The organism is Hydrocarboniphaga sp. (assembly GCF_028291725.1).
In the GTDB taxonomy this organism is placed as follows: domain Bacteria; phylum Pseudomonadota; class Gammaproteobacteria; order Nevskiales; family Nevskiaceae; genus Hydrocarboniphaga.
The window spans coordinates 41,125-59,218 of the sequence record NZ_JAQGNT010000022.1 but is presented as its reverse complement, the minus strand read 5'-3'; the positions used below and the strand labels follow the sequence as shown (position 1 = coordinate 59,218).

At 63.5% G+C, this 18,094-nt stretch carries 17 protein-coding genes; 8 read left to right on the top strand and 9 right to left on the bottom strand.

Annotated elements, in window-relative coordinates:
- Positions 1-109: 109 nt before the first annotated feature.
- Positions 110-1,261: a sulfotransferase gene (locus JWQ90_RS05620; protein ID WP_299690538.1), complete on the bottom strand. Its 1,152-nt coding sequence runs from the start codon at positions 1,259-1,261 to the stop codon at positions 110-112.
- 213 nt (positions 1,262-1,474) lie between these two features.
- Between JWQ90_RS05620 and JWQ90_RS05615 the strand changes: the two genes are divergently transcribed.
- From JWQ90_RS05615 to JWQ90_RS05590, 6 genes are all read left to right on the top strand, one after another.
- Positions 1,475-2,074 (top strand): TetR/AcrR family transcriptional regulator, encoded by a 600-nt coding sequence (locus JWQ90_RS05615; RefSeq protein WP_299690535.1) that lies wholly within the window; start codon positions 1,475-1,477, stop codon positions 2,072-2,074.
- A gap of 160 nt (positions 2,075-2,234) precedes the next feature.
- Positions 2,235-2,603 carry a hypothetical protein gene (locus JWQ90_RS05610; protein ID WP_299690532.1) on the top strand — a complete coding sequence of 123 codons (369 nt, stop codon included), beginning with the start codon at positions 2,235-2,237 and terminating at the stop codon, positions 2,601-2,603.
- Between the two features lie 17 nt (positions 2,604-2,620).
- Complete coding sequence (locus tag JWQ90_RS05605; RefSeq protein WP_299690529.1) at positions 2,621-5,185, top strand: TonB-dependent receptor; 2,565 nt, start codon at positions 2,621-2,623, stop codon at positions 5,183-5,185.
- A 229-nt stretch (positions 5,186-5,414) separates the two neighbouring features.
- Positions 5,415-6,200 carry an SDR family oxidoreductase gene (locus JWQ90_RS05600; RefSeq protein ID WP_299690526.1) on the top strand — a complete coding sequence of 262 codons (786 nt, stop codon included), beginning with the start codon at positions 5,415-5,417 and terminating at the stop codon, positions 6,198-6,200.
- A 15-nt stretch (positions 6,201-6,215) separates the two neighbouring features.
- On the top strand, positions 6,216-7,229 hold the full coding sequence (locus tag JWQ90_RS05595; RefSeq protein ID WP_299690523.1) for an alcohol dehydrogenase catalytic domain-containing protein: 1,014 nt from the start codon (positions 6,216-6,218) through the stop codon (positions 7,227-7,229).
- On the top strand, positions 7,226-8,494 hold the full coding sequence (locus JWQ90_RS05590) for an MBL fold metallo-hydrolase (protein WP_299690520.1): 1,269 nt from the start codon (positions 7,226-7,228) through the stop codon (positions 8,492-8,494). Before JWQ90_RS05595 ends, JWQ90_RS05590 begins: the two co-directional genes overlap by 4 nt.
- A 141-nt stretch (positions 8,495-8,635) precedes the next feature.
- Here the strand turns inward: JWQ90_RS05590 and JWQ90_RS05585 are convergent, their stop codons facing one another.
- The 8 genes from JWQ90_RS05585 to JWQ90_RS05550 form a co-directional block, all read right to left on the bottom strand.
- A complete protein-coding gene (locus tag JWQ90_RS05585) occupies positions 8,636-9,904 on the bottom strand; it encodes an amidohydrolase family protein (protein WP_299690517.1) in 1,269 nt (422 codons plus the stop codon).
- A gap of 80 nt (positions 9,905-9,984) precedes the next feature.
- Complete coding sequence (locus tag JWQ90_RS05580; protein ID WP_299690515.1) at positions 9,985-11,298, bottom strand: amidohydrolase family protein; 1,314 nt, start codon at positions 11,296-11,298, stop codon at positions 9,985-9,987.
- 50 nt (positions 11,299-11,348) lie between these two features.
- On the bottom strand, positions 11,349-12,071 hold the full coding sequence (locus JWQ90_RS05575; protein WP_299690513.1) for a hypothetical protein: 723 nt from the start codon (positions 12,069-12,071) through the stop codon (positions 11,349-11,351).
- Positions 12,072-12,075: 4 nt separating this feature from the next.
- Positions 12,076-13,236: a thiolase family protein gene (locus tag JWQ90_RS05570; RefSeq protein WP_299690511.1), complete on the bottom strand. Its 1,161-nt coding sequence runs from the start codon at positions 13,234-13,236 to the stop codon at positions 12,076-12,078.
- Complete coding sequence (locus JWQ90_RS05565) at positions 13,236-13,655, bottom strand: OB-fold domain-containing protein (protein WP_299690508.1); 420 nt, start codon at positions 13,653-13,655, stop codon at positions 13,236-13,238. The genes JWQ90_RS05570 and JWQ90_RS05565 overlap by 1 nt, the downstream gene beginning before the upstream one ends.
- A 1-nt stretch (position 13,656) precedes the next feature.
- Complete coding sequence (locus tag JWQ90_RS05560; RefSeq protein ID WP_299690506.1) at positions 13,657-14,910, bottom strand: cytochrome P450; 1,254 nt, start codon at positions 14,908-14,910, stop codon at positions 13,657-13,659.
- Positions 14,911-14,973: 63 nt separating this feature from the next.
- A complete protein-coding gene (locus JWQ90_RS05555; protein WP_299690503.1) occupies positions 14,974-15,786 on the bottom strand; it encodes a coniferyl-alcohol dehydrogenase in 813 nt (270 codons plus the stop codon).
- A 69-nt stretch (positions 15,787-15,855) separates the two neighbouring features.
- The gene (locus JWQ90_RS05550) at positions 15,856-16,053 is read right to left on the bottom strand and encodes a ferredoxin (RefSeq protein WP_299690501.1); all 198 of its coding nucleotides are present in this window, start codon (positions 16,051-16,053) and stop codon (positions 15,856-15,858) included.
- 341 nt (positions 16,054-16,394) lie between these two features.
- Here JWQ90_RS05550 and JWQ90_RS05545 point away from each other — a divergent pair, with 341 nt between their 5' ends.
- Positions 16,395-17,207, top strand: coding sequence for a TauD/TfdA family dioxygenase (locus JWQ90_RS05545; protein WP_299690499.1), 813 nt, complete (start codon positions 16,395-16,397; stop codon positions 17,205-17,207).
- Between the two features lie 114 nt (positions 17,208-17,321).
- Positions 17,322-18,092, top strand: coding sequence for an SDR family NAD(P)-dependent oxidoreductase (locus JWQ90_RS05540; protein ID WP_299690497.1), 771 nt, complete (start codon positions 17,322-17,324; stop codon positions 18,090-18,092).
- The last annotated feature ends 2 nt before the right edge of the window (positions 18,093-18,094 follow it).

The following is an 18,094-nucleotide window of genomic DNA, read 5'->3' as shown; positions in this document are numbered from 1 at the left end:
CTTTGCTCCTGTTGAGACTCGAATCGTAGGTCGGCAATCCTTTGCCGACGCGTACCTTCGATGAGTAATCGCGGCCTCACGTCGGCAAGGGATTGCCGACCTACGCGCCTCAGCCCTCGGCTTCTACCTGATAGCGCGACGAATAACGCTCGAACATCTTGCGCAGCTGATCCGGCGTCAGGCCGTACTGCGCCAGTTTGTATTCGTGGCGTCCGAACTTGTCCTGGGGATTGTCGTTGATCCAGGTGGCCATGGACGACTCGGCTTCCGCCGTGTAGTCGTCGCCCAGCACCTTGTAGAGCCTGCGCATGGTTTCGATCGGCTGGCGCATCAGCTCGCCGTAGTGCACGTCGATGACGCGGTCCTCGCCGAACTTGTCGCGGAAATTCATGATCCGCTCGGCGTGCTCCACGGCCTGCCACGAGCAGTTCTCGCCGAGCCACTTCGTGTCGACGCGGCCCATGAAAGCCTGGTGCGACAACGACAGCAGGCTGCAGAACGAGCCGGTGGCGGTGAGCGGGTCGCGATGCGTCCACACGAAGCGTGCGTCCGGATAGATCTTCAGAATCGTTTCCAGCCACAGCGCGTGCGAGGGTTGCTTCAGGTTCCAGATGCCCGGCGCATCAGCCTGCAGCAACTGCAGGAAGCGCTTGTGATACGCGTAGGTGGAGCTCAGGTCGGTCTGGAACAAAAAGTCGCGATAGTTCGGCAGCACGCCGCGCGATTCCCACATCAGCGCCTTGAAATCCGACTGGATGAAGAACATGCACTCGTTCGGATAGATCGCCGAATTGCGGTAGTACTTGCCCATCTCCGGACGCGCCGCCAGCATCTTGCGCTCGGCTTCCAGCCGCGCCGCGGCGCGCGGATCGGTGTAGAGCGTCGCGGTGGTCGGCGGCGGAACCGGGTCGTCGATCTCCCAGGTCAGCGGCGAGCGGCGACGCGGGTCGGCGGCGAGCAGGTTGCTCAGCAGCGTGGTGCCGGTACGCGGCACTCCGAAGACGAACACCGGGCGCTCGATCGGGCGTTTGAGCAACTCCGGGCGCTGCGTGAGGTAGGCCGTGGTCTTCAGCCGCGTGGCGAGCGCGCCGATAACGCTGCCGCGCACGCGCTCCAGGCCGGCATCGGTATAAGTGCAGGCGTTGACGTCGGACAAAAAAACCTCGAGGCCTTCACGGAAACTTTCGCTGTCGAAACGTTCCAGCGAAGTGGCTTTGCGTGCCTGTTCGATCAGTTCGTCAGCGAGCAGTTTCTGCGCCATCTGTATGTTCTCTCCATGATTCGGGCCGAATGGAATGGCCGGGCGATGAAGCGATCATCGGCCGCCAGGGGTTGGCCTGCAATGCCATTCGCATGCGAACAAGGGACGCAATGTCGCCGTCGGGACGCGGCCGCTCGCACGCGACAGCAGGCGTGGACTGCGGGCCCCGGCTCGGCGATGCTGCAGGCCATAGTCACGGTCAGCCCATCGCCGATGAGCGAAAGAAGCCCTCAGAAAACCAGGACCCGCAATCCCGAGCAGACCCGCGCCAGGCTGCTGCAGGCGACGATCGACCTGGTCGCCGAAAAAGGAGCCGGGGCGCTTTCGCTGAAGGAGGCGGCGCGCGTGGCCAATGTCAGCCGTGGCGTCGCCTACCAGCATTTCGAGGATCGCGATCATCTGCTGCGCGAGGCCCAGGCCTCGCTCTCCGAGCGCCTGGCCGAATCGATGGCGGGAGAGCTGCATCCCGACACGATGGAAGACCGGGTTTACCAGGTGGCCAGGCTGGTGCTGAACAATCGCGAGGCCTCGAGAATACTGATCGCCGACGCGCTGGCCGGCAAGAATCTGACGAAAGATCACCCGCTGTACCGGCTGCTGACTGACGCACTGGAACAGTTCCGGGCAAGTGGCAGTGCGCGTCAGGACATGGATCTTGAAATCCTGTCCTCGATACTGGTCGGGGTGGTGACTTCGATCGTCATGCTGAGCTATCAAGTCAACAGTGATGTCGACACCGTGGCACAGCGCTTTACCGATGAATGGACCGGCATCCTGCGCGAGGGCATCTTCGTAAAGCATCCGGCAGCCTGAGATCTCCGAGAGCACAAGCCGCATCGTCGCGACACAGCAAAGACGCTATAATGGACACTAGTGTCCATTAGCGTTAGCATCCTGATCCAATATTCAGTTCATAAAGAATGCCGGGTCTACACAGCTTCCCACGGCGTCGACACTGTTGAGGAGGGGCGCTTTGCCGAGACCCGTTATCGGACCGCCGAAGCCGACGTTCAGGCGCCGTCACGAATCCGCGCGTGTCCGTCGCTGGGCCCTGCTGGCGCTGTGGGCCGCGCTTTTCAGTCCCGGGCCCGCCCATGCCGGCGAAGCGTTCACCGACCAGGGCCAGATGGGCACCAAGTATTCGGCGCTGACGGCCGCCGGTATAGCAACGCCGATGAGCTGCGAGATCAACGGAGAACAGTACGTGGTGATCCCGGCGGGAGGCCACAGCATGTACGGATCGAGCAAGGGCGATTCGGTGATGGCGTACAAGCTCAAGCGATATGCGGCACGCAGGGATGACGGCCATTCAAGGCGGTTCAAACCCATCAAAAAATTATAGAGAGCGCGAGGGAGACGATGAAAAATATGATGATCGCCGCAACGATGACGGCGGCCGCGAACATGGCGTATGCCGGAGCTGCCATGGCGCAGATTTCCGAACCGACGCAGGAGACCGCTAGCCCCGAGGCGACGCCAGCGGCTGCCGCAGCGGCCCAGCCGCAGGCGCCGCTGGATGTGATCACGCTGCCGCAGGGCGAAACAGCCGCCGCGCCAGAGCACAAGGATCAAGCTCCGGAGTCCCGCGGCATCGAAGAAGTCATTGTCACGGCCCAGCGGCGCGAACAAAGCGCCCAGGACGTGCCGGTCTCGATCACCGTGCTGGACGCACAGCAGATTTCCAACGCGAACATCACCAACTCGTCCGATCTGGCGACGTATACACCGTCGTTGTCGACCAACCAGCGCTTCGGCCCGGAATCAGCGACGTTTGCGATCCGCGGCTTCACTCAGGACCTGCGCACGACCGCGTCGGTCGGCGTCTATTTCGCCGAAGTGGTCGCACCGCGCGGCCAGAGCTCGCAGACCTCCGGAGACGGCGCCGGCCCCGGCGAGCTGTTCGATCTTGAAAACGTGCAGGTGCTCAAGGGTCCGCAGGGCACGCTGTTCGGCCGCAACACGACAGGCGGCGCCGTGCTGATCGTGCCGAAAAAACCGACCGACGCGTTCGAGGGCTACGCCGAGGCCTCGGCCGGCGACTTCAGCCTGAAGCGTATCCAGGCGGTGATCAATACGCCGGTGACCGACAATTTCAAACTGCGTTTCGGCGTCGACAGCAACCATCGCGACGGGCATCTGAAAAACTACACCGGCATCGGCGCCGACGACCTGGGCAACGTCAACTACACCTCGGGCCGGCTCAGCGCGCTTTGGAACATCACCGATACCGTCGACAACTACACGATCCTCAGCTACGCGTATTCGAAGACCCACGGCAGCACGTCGACGCTGTACCAGTGCAATCCGAGCCTGGCCGGCAATACCTTCTTCGTCTTCGTTCAGCCGCAGTGCCAGCAGCAGCTCGACGACGCCAAGGCCGCCGGCAATGGCGGCTTCTACGATCTGGCCAGTACGATCGAGACGCCATTGAACCTGCAAAAGACGCTGCGCGCGATCAATACGACGACCTGGGCAATCGACGATGAGCTGCAGCTCAAGAACATCTTCAGTTACGCGCATCTGCATACCGAGAACGGTTCGGACATCTTCGGCACTCAGTTCCATTACGAGCTCGCCGGCGTGCGGGTCGACCCCGATCCGAACCGTGAATTCAAGATCGGCATCTCGGTGCCGAATCCGGGCGAGCCGGTCACCAGCCAGGAAACCTTCGTTGAGGAACTCCAGCTGCAGGGCAGCTCGTTCGGCGGCGCTTTCGAGTGGACCAGCGGCGCCTATTTCGAGAAAAGTCTGCCGGACGGATTCTCGGGCAACAACTCGATCGCGCTGGTTTCGTGCAATCTCGCGAGTATCGAGGGCGACCCGTCGGGGTACGACTGCTTCGATCCGCTGGGCGGCGCGGTCGGCGGCGTGCTGGCCCAGCAGTTCAAGACGACCTACCTGAACCGTGCGCTCTATGCCGAGGGCACTTACAACTTCACCGAGAAGTTCAGCACCACAGTCGGCGCGCGTTATACCTGGGATCGCACCGAGGGCTATGGCATCAAGTCCCGCTACACCTACCTGCTGGGCATCGAGAGACCCGACAGCCCGACCGTGACGGAAACCCACCCCGAGGTCAGCAGCCAGGCGCCGACCGGGCAGCTGCAGTTCGCCTACAAGCCGATCAAGGATGTCATGACCTACGCCAAGTACGTACGGGGCTATCGCCAGGGCAACGTGATCCTTGCCGCCGACGCGGGCATCGACACCTTCGAACCTGAACACGTCAACAGCTACGAGGTCGGCGCGAAAACCAGCTTTCGCGGCTGGATTCCGGGCCGATTCAACGTCGCGGCGTTCTACAACGATCTGACCGACATGCAGTTGCAGTACGGCTATGTGTCGACGAGTTCGCAGACGACGACGACGATCGTCAACGCCGGCAAGGCGCGCATCCAGGGTGTCGAGGTCGAGGCCTTCCTGCAGCCGCTGCCTCGCCTGATCTGGGCGACCTCGTACTCCTTCCTCGATACCAAGCTGGTGAAGTTCGATACCGACCAGCCCGAGGTGAACGCGGTGGCGATTCCCGGTACCGCCACGCCGATCGCGGTCCAGGGTGACTCGCTGCCGTTCGCACCGGACCACACCGTCGTGACCTCGCTGACCTACACGCTGCCGCTGCCGGAGGAGATCGGCTCGATCGATGTCGGCGCAACCTACGTCTACACCGGCAAGCGGCGCTCCTCGGCAACCGGATCGAGCCCGGACGACGTACTCGACCCGTTCAGTCTGCTCAACGCCAACATCAACTGGACGTCGATGTTCAACTCCAGCTTCGACCTGTCGTTTTTTGCAACCAACGTGCTCGACGAGAAGTACATGACCTATGGCTCGGGCACCTACTACACGCTCGGCTTCGATTCGCGCGCAGTCGGCCTGCCGCGCATGCTCGGCGCGCGCCTGCGCTATAGCTTCGGCGGCTAACCGCTGCTTTGCTCCTTCCCCCGCAGGCGGGTGAGGGAGCTTTGTTTTGGTGTCGCCGAATTATGGGGTAACCCATTTCGCGCGACGCTGCCCGACACGGCGTCCCTGCCGCGCCATTGCGTCCCACCATCGACACTGTTGTGCGTTGTCCCGGACCGGCCGCTAACTGAAACTAGCCTCCATAATCGCCGGACGAGCGCTCCGGTGCGAACGTGATAGGGAGACGGCAATGGCAAAAGGTCTGTTTGATCTCAGCGGCAAGGTGGCGGTGATCACCGGCGGCAACAGCGGCCTGGGCCTGGGCTTTGCCCGCGGCATCGCCAAGCAGGGCGGCAACCTGGTGATCTGGGCGCGCAACGAAGAGAAGAACGCCGCCGCCAAGGCCGAGCTGGAAGCCTTCGGCGTGCACGTCAGCACGCGCAAAGTGGACGTCGCATCCGAATCCGAGATCGTCGCCGCGTATGCAGAAGTGATCAAGGAATTCGGCCGCGTCGATACCGTAATCGCCAACGCCGGCCCGCCACCGGCCTCGCAGTCCTCGCTGACGCTGGCTACCGAGGACTACCACAAGTTCCTCGACGTCGCGCTGCATGGCGCGTTCTACACGCTGCGCGAAGGCGCGCGCTGTATGGTCAAGCGTGCCGAAGCCGGCGAACCCGGCGGCTCGCTGATCGCCTGCGGCAGCCTGTCCATTTTCAAGGGTCTGGCCGGCAAGCCGCATTACGCGGGTTCCAAGGCCGCCGTCGCCGCGATCATCCGCGGCATGGCCGCGGAGTTCGGCAAGCACGGCATCCGCGCCAACGTGGTCGCGCCCGGTTACATCAAGACCGGCATGACCGGCACTGCCGACGAACTCAGCCCGCTGGACAAGTACATGCTGGCCAAGAACGCGATTCCGCGCCCGGGCTACATGGCGGATTTCGAAGGCGTCGCGGCGTTTCTGGCCAGCGACTCTTCTTCGTTCATCACCGGCGAGACCATCACGGTCGACGGCGGCGCCATGGTCATGATGTAAGCAGGAGCAACGACGATGGGACATGTTCTCAACATTCACGAAGTCAACGACTTCCGGCTGGATGAATATCAGCGGCCGGAGCCTGGGCCCGAGGACGTGGTAGTCAAGGTCAGGGCCTGCGGCGTCTGCGGCAGCGACCTCACCTACATCAAGGTCGGCGGCATTCATCGCAAGCCCGGCGGCGTCACGCCGCTGGGCCATGAGGCGGCCGGCGAAGTCATGTATGTCGGCAAGGAGGTCGAGAACCTCGAAGTCGGCCAGCGCGTCATCATCAACCCGATGAACACGCCCAGCTACGTCGGCAGCGGCGGGCCGGAAGGCGCATTCACCGAAGAACTGCTGGTGCGCGGCGCCAAGTTCGGCGACAGCCTGCTGGCGATCCCGGAGGGCCTGCCCTACGACATCGCGGCGATGACCGAGCCGCTGGCGGTGGCGATGCATGGCGTCAACCGCATGCAGGTCAAGGCCGGCGACAAGGTCGTGGTATTCGGCTGCGGCCCGATCGGCCTGGGCATGATCCTGTGGCTGCTCGACCGCGGCATCACCGACGTGGTGGCACTGGATCTGGCACCGGAACGGCTCGAACGCGCCCGTGCGCTCGGCGCACGCGCGGCCTTCGACCCGACCAAGGAAGACCTGCGTGCCCGCCTGATCGAATTGCACGGCAAGGGCCGCGTGTTCAGCCGCGAAACCGTCGGCACCGATGCCTGGATCGACGCCGCCGGCGCGCCGAACATCGTCTCCGACGTAGTGCGCATGGCCAAGTTCCAGTCGCGCCTGGTGATCACTGCCGCGCACAGCAAGCCGGTGCCGCTGGACCTGGGCGCGATGCTGACCACGGAGATGAACATCACCACCGCCGTCGGCTATCCCACCGAAATGCCGGACGTGATCGCCGCGCTGCCGCGTCTGCGCGACAAGATCGCGGGCCTGATCAGCCACCGCTTCCCGTTCGATAAAGTGGTCGAGGCCTTCGGCGTCGCGGCAAGCCCGCAGTCGGCCAAGGTCATGGTGGAGTTCAAGGCATGAGCACGCCGGGCGCAAAAGAGCAAGGCAAGCCACTGCTGGCCAACCTGGTGATGGCCGGCAGCCAGCAGACCGCAGCCGAGGTCATCACCGACTTCATCTTCATGGCGAAGGACATCTCCAACGCCTACCTGATCAACACGTCCGACGGCGACGTGATGGTCAACACCGGCTTCATGGACAACGCCGAGCGCACCAGGAAGCTGCTGGCGCCGCGTCGCAGCGGTCCACTGCGCAAGATCGTGCTGACGCAGGCGCATGCCGATCACTACGGCGGCGTGCCGGCATTGACCGAGTCCGGCACCGAAGTCATCGGCGAGAAGCGCTTTGTCGACAACTGGAACTACTTCGACGAACTCGGCCCCTTCCTGAAGCGCCGCTCGGCAAAGCTCTGGGCCAATACGCTCAATCGCGGCAGCAAGCCGCCGGAGCCGCCGCGCGTGATCCCCGACATCGTCGTCGACCGCTGCTACGCCTTCGAACAGGGCGGTCGCCGCTTTGAAGTCATTTCGACGCCGGGCGGCGAGGCGCTGGAATCACTCGTCGTATGGATGCCCAAGGAACGCGTGGTGTTCACCGGTAACCTGTTCGGGCCGGTGTTCCTGGCGATGCCGAACCTGGTGACCATGCGCGGCGACCGTCCGCGCCTGGTGACGCGCTACCTGCATTCGCTCGATATCGTGCGCAAGCTCGGCGCCGAACTGCTGATCACCGGCCACGGCGAACCCATCCGCGGCACGGACCACATCCGCGCCAGCCTCGACAAGATGCATGCGGCGGTGTCGTTCCTGAAGCAGGCCGTGGTCGACGGCATGAACGCCGGCACGACCGTGCACGCGCTGATGCGCGAAGTGCGCCTGCCCGAGGAACTGAAGATCGGCGAGTACCACGGCAACCTGCGCTGGGCCGTGCGCAGCATCTGGGACGAGTTGGCCGGTTGGTTCCACTACGAGGACTCGACCACCGGCCTCTACGGCGTGCCGCGCTCGGCGGTGAATGCCGACCTGGCCGAACTCGCTGGCGGCGCCGCGGTTCTTGCTGCGCGCGCGCAGCAGAAAGTCGCCGACAACAAGCCGCTCGAAGCACTGCACCTGCTCGACATCGCGCTCGCGGTGGAGCCTAAGCAGACCGATGCACTGGCGGTGAAGAACGACGCTCTGCACCTACTGCTGAAGGAATCGGGCGGCACCAATCTCAGCGAAACGATGTGGCTAAAGTCAGAGATCGCCGCGGTGGACGCCGCACTGAACCCACCCGCATCGGAGTAGGGCGGGAGCAGCCCGCCTTTCGCGTCCGCCCCCACGCCGCGGAAGGCGGGATGCTCCCGCCCTACGAGGACTACGAGGACTCGCCATTCAAAAAGGCGCCACAGTCTCTGCGGCGCCTTTTCCATTGACCCACTGAATGAATCAGAACGGCAGCTTGTAAAGCTCTGCAGCATTGCGTTCCAACACGCGCTTCTTCACGTCGTAGCTGTAGCCACCCAGGGTGTCGACGATGTGCTCCTGCACGCCCGGATACAGCGACGTCGGGTGCGGGAAGTCAGTCTCGAACAGCACCTTGTTGACGCCGATGGTCTCGAGCAGCAGCTTCGGCCCCACTTTCTCGAACCAGTACGTGACCCAGAAGTGGTCCTGGAAATACTCCCAGGGCCGGCGCTTGGCAATCGACTTCTTGCTCGCCAGCATTTCATCGAACTGGTGCTCAAGCGCTTCGAGTGCAAACGGGACCCAGCCCATGCCGCTTTCGATCAGGCCGATCTTGAGCTTGGGATGCCGGTCGAGACGGCCGCTGACAATCCAGTTGCCCAGCGTGGCGGCATTGCAGATCGAAAACATCGTCGCGACGACCGACAGAGTCTGCTCGAATGCAAAGCCTTTCCAGGCCATCGAGTTGGGATCAACCGACAGGTTGAGGTGGAAGTTGAGCGGCAGGCCCTCGGCGTCGCACATTTCGAGGAACGGCGTCCAGTAGTCGTCTAGCAGCGACGGCAGGCCCATGCGTTCGGGCGTATCCGGAATCACGAAGCCCTTGAGGCCGATATCCTGGCAGCGGCGTGCCTCGGCCTCCATCGCGTTCTTGTCCCAGATCGGCAGGTGGCCGAGCGTGAACAGGCGCTGGCCCGACTCCTGCTGACGCGCGGCGGCGGCGTCGTTGTAGGCCTTGATGATGCCCACCGCCAGCTCGTTGTCGCCCAGCGACATCAAGGAGCCAGGCTGTGTTACACCGGAGTTCTGGTAACAGATCTGCGCGTGGACGCCCATGTCGTCCATCGCCTGCAGGCGCGCCTTGGTGTCGTGTGCGCCGGCGTGGCCTTCATCGATCGTCTGGAAGGCCAGGCGGCCGAGCAGCTTGTTGTTGTCCTTGCGGATGACGTTGCCGCCGAGCGTACCGAAGTCGCGGTCGCCGACGAACCAGCGATCGACGCCGTTGACGCGGCGCACCTTCGGCATCTTGTCCTTCAGGCCGGCCGGCGCCTGCGACGTGAACAGATCCGGCGCTTCGGTGACATGGGTATCGCAGTCGACGATCTTGATCCCCTGCAGGCTGGGATGCAGACCGTTGGACTGCGATGCGTAGTCCACTTCTCGAATGGTACCGCCGGCCGTGTAACCCTCGGCCGACCAGTATTTGCGCGCTTGGCTTGCAAGCTCGGTTGTATCGTTGTCGTCGCTCATGACATCACCTTCAAATCTGGCAAATCCGGGTATTGAAAGCCTGGCGCTCCGCGAGCGCCAGGCCGCTCTCTGCTAGGTACTCAAGCCGCCTTGGCATGTTGCGAGAACATCCGCATCAGATCACCTGATGTAATCACGCGTGGCGCCTCGCCTTCGGCCAGCGGTGCGGCACCGCCGGACGACTTCGGCGTGACATCGACGCCCGCCGCAATGGCCTTGGCGCGCAAGGCGCCGACCGTCAGCTGTTCGCGCTTGTGGTGTTTGAACGGGTCAAAGTTGAAGAAGCGCATGCCGTTGGCATGCGTGACCTTGTCGATCTGCAGGTCGCTCAGATGCTTGAGGCTCTCGTACAGCGTCTCCGGCACGTTCGGCCACAGGCTGTCGGAGTGCGGGTAATCGCATTCGTAGGCCACCATGTCCTCATTGAGAAACTGCAGATTCTGCAGGCCGAAAGCATCGTCGATGAAGCAGGTCATGAAGTGCCGCAGGAACACTTCACTGGGCCTGGTGTTCTTGAAGCCGGAATGGGTCCAGGCCTTGTGGCGCGCGTGGCTGAAGTCGGCGCGTTCCAGGAAGTACGGAATCCAGCCGATGCCGCCTTCCGACAGCGCAATCTTCATCGTCGGATAGCGTTCCAGCGCCGCCAGATGCAGCCAGTCGGCCGCGCCGGTTGCGATCGACATCGGCATGGTCGTGATCCAGGCTTCGATCGGCGACTCCATCGAAGCATGCGGCGCCGGGTTGCCGGCGCCGATGTGCAGGCAGATGGCGATTTCGTGATCGGTGACTGCCCTCCACAGCGGCTCCCAGTAGGCATTATGGATGCTGGGCAGGCCCTGCACGGTCGGGTTCTCGTTGATCGAGATCGCCATGCAGCCCTTCTTGGCGATGCGCTTGATTTCTTCGACCGTGGCCTTGATGTCCCAGGTCGGTACCAGCCCGCAAGGGATGAAGCGGCCCGGATAGGCACCGCACCATTCGTCGATATGCCAGTCGTTGTAGGCGCGCATGTGGATCAGCGCCTTGGCCTTGTCCTGCGCCTTGTGGAAGCGGCCGCCGTCGAAGCCGACACAGCTGCCGAAGTTCAGCGACGCGGCGATGCCGTTGACGTTCATGTCGTCGATCCGTGCATGCACGTCGTAGTTGCCTTTGCGCAACTGCTCCATCGCGGTCGGTTCCATACCGTACTCGTCCAGGGGACGGCCGACCACGGCGTTGAGACCCACCGAGGGCATTTTCATGCCCTGGTATTCCCAATAGTTGGTGCCGTTGTCGCTGGTCTGCAGTTTGGGAGCGCTCGCCAGATCGTCACCCGACAGGTGCTTGTCGAACATGCCCGCCGGTTCGCTGATGTGATCGTCAACACTGACGATCACCATATCGTTCATCTTCATCCTGGCCTCCTTACAACAATACCGCGACAAGTAGATTGGTCTTCCGGGCACTAGAGATCAACTGCCATTCCATCGAGCGGTTGCGCGCTTCCCTTGCTGAAATCGCGAATGACGCCGACACGCCGGGCGATGACTTTTCGCTCGGGCTGGAAGGTGTAGCAATTGGACGGCATGCGCTTCGCATCCGACTGTTGCTCGATCGGAATCTGGCGGCCGTTGGCAATCATGTTGGCCCAGCGCAGCAGGCGTGCGGCCTCCTGTTCGTCAGGTGTCAAGCTGTCGATCCACGGACGCAGCTTGTCCAAGGTCATGCCGGCCAGCTCGACGGGCTCGCTGATGCGGAACGCCGACTCGGTCCAGGCGAGCACCGGCACACCGTCACGACGCACTTCGGCACGACGCTGCCCATCGATCGCATCGGCGACCAGCACGTCGTAGACCAGCGGCTGCGCATCCAAAGCATGTGCGGCAGCGAGCAGCGCGATGTCGTACAGGTGCGTGCAATTGGCGGTCTTGTCGCCGCGCGCCGCAAACGCATCCAGCGCCACGCCGGTGAACGTCTGCTTGAGCTGTGCCGGCGCGCCGGGGCAGGTCGTCCACGGCGCGCGTAGCAGTTCGGGATCGATGGCGGTGACGAACTTGCCGTCGTGATGCAAAGTCACGCCCATGCAGTGATAGTCGTCCTCGACTTCGCTGCGCACCCAGCCTGGCCCCGGCGTCACGCGGAAGCGACGTCGGAAACCAGGCAGAGATTCGAGCGCAAGCGCTTGCATCGCCTCAATCCTTGGTCAGTAGCAGCGCGGTAGCCAGCGGGCCGCCGCCGGAGGCGGCAACCGCAACGCGCGGATCGCCCGGAATCTGGCGCGCGCCGCCCTTGCCGCGCAGCTGCGTCACCGCCTCGTGGGCGAAGCCGAAGCCATGCAGGCGACCGGCGCCGATCTGGCCGCCGAAAGTGTTCAGTGGCAGCTCGCCATCGAGTGCGATGCGCTTGCCGCCCTCGATGAACTTGCCGCCTTCACCGACCTCGCAGAAGCCCAGCGATTCGATCCAGGCCAGCGTCTGGAAACTGAAGCCGTCGTAGAGCTGCGCGGTGTCGACGTCCGCAGGCCTGTAGTCCGTGCGCTTCCACAGGTCGACACCGGTGGCATAGCAGGCCATCCACTCGGCCTGATCCCAGCTCAGCCGCTCGACGGTGCCGGCCATGGCCGCGATGCGGATCGGCGTGCAGCTGACTTCGTCGAGCGCGTCGCCCGCCGATACGATCAGCGCGGTCGAGGCGTCCGTAAAACGATCGCAGTCGTACAGGCACATCGGCGAGCTGATCATGCGCGCCGACATGTACTGATCCATGGTCAGCGGCTCGCGTACCAGCGCACGCGGATTGAGCAGCGCATGCGCGCGATCGGTCAGCGCGATCTGCGCCAGCTGCTCGCGCGTCAGGCCGTAACGTTTGACGTGGCGCATCGCGTATTGCGCGGTCCAGGTCACGGCGGACAGCGCATTGAACGGAGAGAACCACTGCGAGTTGCCCTCGACCCTGTCGCGGCGCCACATCGGATACTCGTCCGGCCGCGCCATCGCCGCGGCTTCGTAGACCGTGCGGAAACAGACCACATGCCGCGCCTGACCGCTGCGGATAGCACCGACCGCCGCGACCACCGCACCGAGCTGCGAGGTGATTTCGCCGCCGCCCGCGTACCAGGTGGCGCGGATGCCGAGCGCGTCGACCAGTTCGTCGGCGCCCACCGGCGAGAAGCCGGGCATCGCGGCGACGCGCCCCGGATAGGTGGAGACACCATCGATCTGGCCGATCGTCAGACCGGCCTCGTTCATGGCTTCGCGAACCGCATCGAGCGTCAGCAGCAGCGGATGGCGCGTGAGCTTCATCCCGACTTCGGATTGCCCTACGCCGGTGATGTACGCCTCGACGTTCTTCATCAGTCAGCCTTCTCGAACAAGGGCAGATAAACATCGCCGTGCTGCTCGAAGACGACGCGCACGCGATCGCCGATATCGACGGCATCGACCGGGCAACCGATGATGTTGGTCGTCAGGAACACGCCGGGAACGCCATCGAGCGCGATTCGCGCGATGACGAAAGGAACTTCCATGGCCGGGAACCACTTCTGGTAGTTGACCGTGAACGTATCGACGACGCCAGAGCCGGCCACCGCCTTCGGCGCCACGCGCTCAGACAGGCAATGGCGGCATACCGGCCGTGGCGGATGCGTGTAGCCCTGGCAATCCGCGCAATGCAGGATTCTCAGTTCGCCGACAGCGCCACCGGTCCAGAAAGCCCGGTTGTCCGAGTCGAGCCGGGGAATCGGGCGAGTCGATGTCGCTGCGTAGCCAGCCATATCAAGCCTGCCAGACCAGATTCAGCGTGCTGACGCCGACGACGTGACCGCAATGGAAAGTCGGCGGCTTCGCCGGATCGAGCCGGAACCGCGGCAGGCGCGCGAGCATTTCCTCGTAGACGATCTGCAGTTCGACGCGCGCCAGATGCGAGCCCAGGCAGCGGTGCGGGCCGGCGTTGAACGCGATGTGCGTCTTGTTCTCGCGCTTGAGGTCGTAAGTGTCGGGGTTCGGGAACACCTTCGGGTCGAGATCCGCGGCCGGCAGGAACAGCATGGCGCGCTCGCCGCGCTTCATTTGCAGCCCCATGAACTCCATGTCTTTCTTGACGAAGCGCGGCGGCACCGTGAACGTGTAGCGCCGCAGCATCTCCTCGGAAGCGTCTCCGACCTGTTCGGGGCTCTTGCGCAGTTCGTCCTGAAGCGCCAGATCCGTCGCGAAATGACGAATGCCGTGGCCGATGCCGTTCATCACCGTGTCGAGGCCGGCAAGGAACAGCAGAACCATGTAGTTCTCCATGTCGTCCAGAGTGGTCGGCTTGCCGTCGATCTCCGCCTTCCACAACATGCTGATGATGTCGTCCTGCGGATTATCCTTGCGAAGCAGCACGTCATCACGCAGCAGCGCGGTGATTTTCCACAGCTTCTTGATGCTGTCCATCGGATCAGGCGTGGGATCGGACATGTGCTCCGCGACCAGCGCACGGTATTCCTCCATGCGCGAGACCGGCAGACCGAGCATCTTCAGAAACACCACCACCGGCAGCGGCTCGGCGACCGCGGCCATGAACTCGCAATGCCCTTGCGCAGCAACTTTGTCGATCAGTTCGCCCGCCAGCACGCGAATGCTGTCTTTCAGCTCGTTGATCGTCTTCGGCGAGAACACGCGCTGCAGCGGCAGGCGGTACTTGCCGTGGTCCGGCGGATCGATGTTGATCGGCAGCGGAAACGGGATATGCGGCGTGCCCGGCGGCATCCGCAACTGTATCGCGCTCAACTCGGCCGGCGTGGCAAAGCCGTTGGAGAAAGCCTCCACGTCACGCGACGCGACGAAGTTGGCCTCGTGGCTCACCAACATCCAATGGCCACCATTGCGCGGCGTCCAGAATACCGGCGGCGCATGCTTCACCATGTCGAGCACGCGCCTGTGCGGATCGGCCACGTAGGCCGGGTCCTGGAACATGTCGAAGTCGTACACCACCGCGTCCGCAACGTGTGCAGGCTTGGGGACGGCGGGGCTCAAAGCGGCGGTGGTCATCTGAAACTCTCCAACGTCGGCACCGGGCGGACCCGGTTCCGGCTAAAAAACGATGGCGGCGGATCAGCCGCCCATGAGGGAGCGAATGTCGATCTGCCCGGTGGCAATCCCGGCCATGAAACCGCCGTCCACATAGAAGCACAAGCCGTTGACGTAGCCTGCCGCGTCGCTGTTGAGGAATACCAGGGGACCTGCCTGCTCGTCCGGAGTCGAGCGGCGGTTGATCGGCTGCGCGGCCGCCTCCAACACCGAAGCCTTGGTGGCAGATTCGAAGTGCGACATCATCGGCGTCTGCGTCGGGCCGGGCATGGTGCAGTTGATGCGGATGCCCTGCTTGATCAGGCTCTGCGACTGCAGCATGGTCCAGGCGATGACCAGCTCCTTGGAGAAGGAGTAGCCCTCGCGCACCGTGTCGGGGTTTTCGTCGCACCACTTCATGAAGGCGTCGAAGCCCTGAAGCGCGATCGCCTGCATCAGCACTGGTATGCGGCGGCTCCAGCCCAGCCCACCATTGGATGAAATGCTGGCGATGGCGCCGCCAGAGGACATCAGCGGCAGCACTTTCTCGGTCAGATGACGGGTGCCGGCGAAGTTGACCTTCATGACGTCGAGCGCCGGGAAGGTCTGCGGCAGGCCGGCGCAGTTGAACAGCGCGTCCACCTTGCCGCCGATCCTCGAGACGGCGGCATCGATGGAGGCCGGATCGCGCAGGTCCAGATTGTTGAAGGAAGCCAAGCCCAGCTTGGATTCTTTGTAGTCCAGACCGTGCACCTCCGCACCGAGCGAGAGCAGCAACTTCGCCGTCGCTTCGCCCATACCCGAAAAACAGCCGCTCACCACCACCCGCTTGTTCCTGTATCCGAGAAAGTCGGTCATCCGGCGCTCCTGCAGTGCTTGCTGATCAAGAAATAAATGGATGGCAGCAACCAGCCATCGTCATTGGAACTATTCTTCTTCGACAACAAAGATGATGCGTTCGGGGCAGGCGCGCGCGCCTCGCCTGGCGATTTGCTCCATCCCCGGAGGTACGTCCACAGCGTCGACTGCGATGTAGCCGTCGTCGTTCAGCGGAAACAGCTCCTCGGAGACGGCCGCGCAACGCGCGTTGCCGACGCAGGATGCTTTCTCGATACGAATCTTCATGGTCTCCTCCTGATGCACGAGCCGCAATCGACTGTGGGCACGGCCAAACGGGGCCGGAACAGGATCGCCCGCATTGCCAAGCCGGTTTCTACTCAGGGCATTTTATATTTGCTGAGCCTGCTAAGTAAATGTATCCTACAATCGCCGTACCAACAACAGTGTCGACCAGTTGTCATAAAATTACCTGCAACTGATCGCGGGCCGCCTTGCCTTGCGCCGTGAGGCTCCGGTGGCTGTCATAATCGACCCTGTTGATCAAGTCTGGCAAGGCAGCCAGCCGATGCTCAGATACCCGCGGTCGCGGACCGGTATCCCCAGCTGCGAATGAAGAGACCATAACAATGACTTTCAGCAGCATCGACCTTACAGCTCTCGTCGGCACCGAGATCCAGACCGATGTCGACACCCTGCTGAGCGGCTCGCGCGCGGCCGAAATCCGCCACCTCCTCGAACAGCGCGGCGTGGTCATCTTCCGCAAGCTGTTTCTGGACGGCCCACAGCAGGTGGCGTTCGCCAAGACGCTAGGCGACGTGTTGCCCCAGGGCGACAACTACATCATGAAGATATCGATCGACCCGAAGGAAAGCCCGGGCGCCGAATATCTGAAAGGCTCGTTCTATTGGCATATCGACGGCGCGACCGACCTTGTGCCGACGCGCGCCTCGCTGCTGACCGCCAAGAAACTCTCGGATACCGGCGGCCAGACCGAATTTACCAATACCTACGCGGCCTACGAGAGCCTGCCGGATTCAGATAAGCAGGCTTTCGAAAATCTGCGCGTGGTGCACAGCTTCGAAACGGCGCAGCGCATGATCAATCCGGAGCCGTCCTACGCCGAGTTGCAGATGTGGCAGCGCAACACGCCGAAGGTCCATCCGCTGGTCTGGACGCATCAGTCGGGCCGCAAGTCGCTGGTCCTGGGCGCCACGGCTTCACACATCGAAGGCATGAGCTTCGAAGAAGGCCGCGCGCTGCTGTGCCGGGTGCTGGAATGGTCCACGCAGCGCCAGTTTGTCTACCAGCACCAGTGGACCGTCGGCGACCTGCTGATCTGGGACAACACCGGCGTGATGCACCGCGTGACTCCGTATTCGCTGGAGAGCGGTCGCATGATGCACCGCACCACGCTGGTCGGTGAAGAGGCCCTCGCCTGAACGCAAAGCAGGAGGAGTAGCTGTAGCGGGAGCAGGCACCGGCGGATTGCGAAAGGCGGTGCCGAAGCAGCGGGGTTTCGCCCCGCATCACGAGAACGACAAGGGAGGAGAAAGATGACCGGTGCATCAGCTGCTTTCGACCTGCGCGGCAAGTTGGCCCTCGTTACCGGTGGCGGCAACGGGATCGGTGCCGGTATCGCGGGCGTTCTCGCGCAGGCCGGTGCGAGCGTGGTGATCGCCGATCGCGACGCTAGTGCTGCTGGCCGCACCGTGGAAGCGCTGCAGCAGCAAGGCCACCGTGCCTATGCGGTTGCCGTCGATCTGGCTGTCGAGGCCTCGGTAGTGAAGGCCTGTGCCGAGGTCATCGCCGCTCATGGCACGCCGTGGCTGCTGGTCAACAACGCCGGCCTGCACGACCGCGAGCTGCTGCTCGAAACCACCGTCGGCGAATGGGACCGCATCATGGCGGTCAACGCGCGCGGCCCCTTGCTGATGACCCGCGAGATCGCTCGCGCGATGGTCGCCAGCGGCGCCGGCGGCCGTATCGTCAACATCGCGTCCAATAGCGCGCGGACACCCTCGGTGGTCGGGCTTGCGTCCTACGCTTCGTCCAAGGGCGCGCTGGTCGCGCTGAGCCTGACCAGCGCCTTCGAACTGGTCGAGCACGGCATCACGGTGAACACCGTGCTGCCGGGCGGAGTGGTCACACCCGGCGCCATCGGAGCGCGCGGACCCGCCACCGCGGGCCCGGGCCGGCGCAAGCCGCCGCTGGGCATGTGCGAACCCCAGGACATCGGCGCGGCGGTGCTGTTCTTCGCGTCGCCCGCGGCGCGCCATGTCACCAACCAGATGCTCACCGTCGACGCAGGCGCGTCGCTAACCTGAGG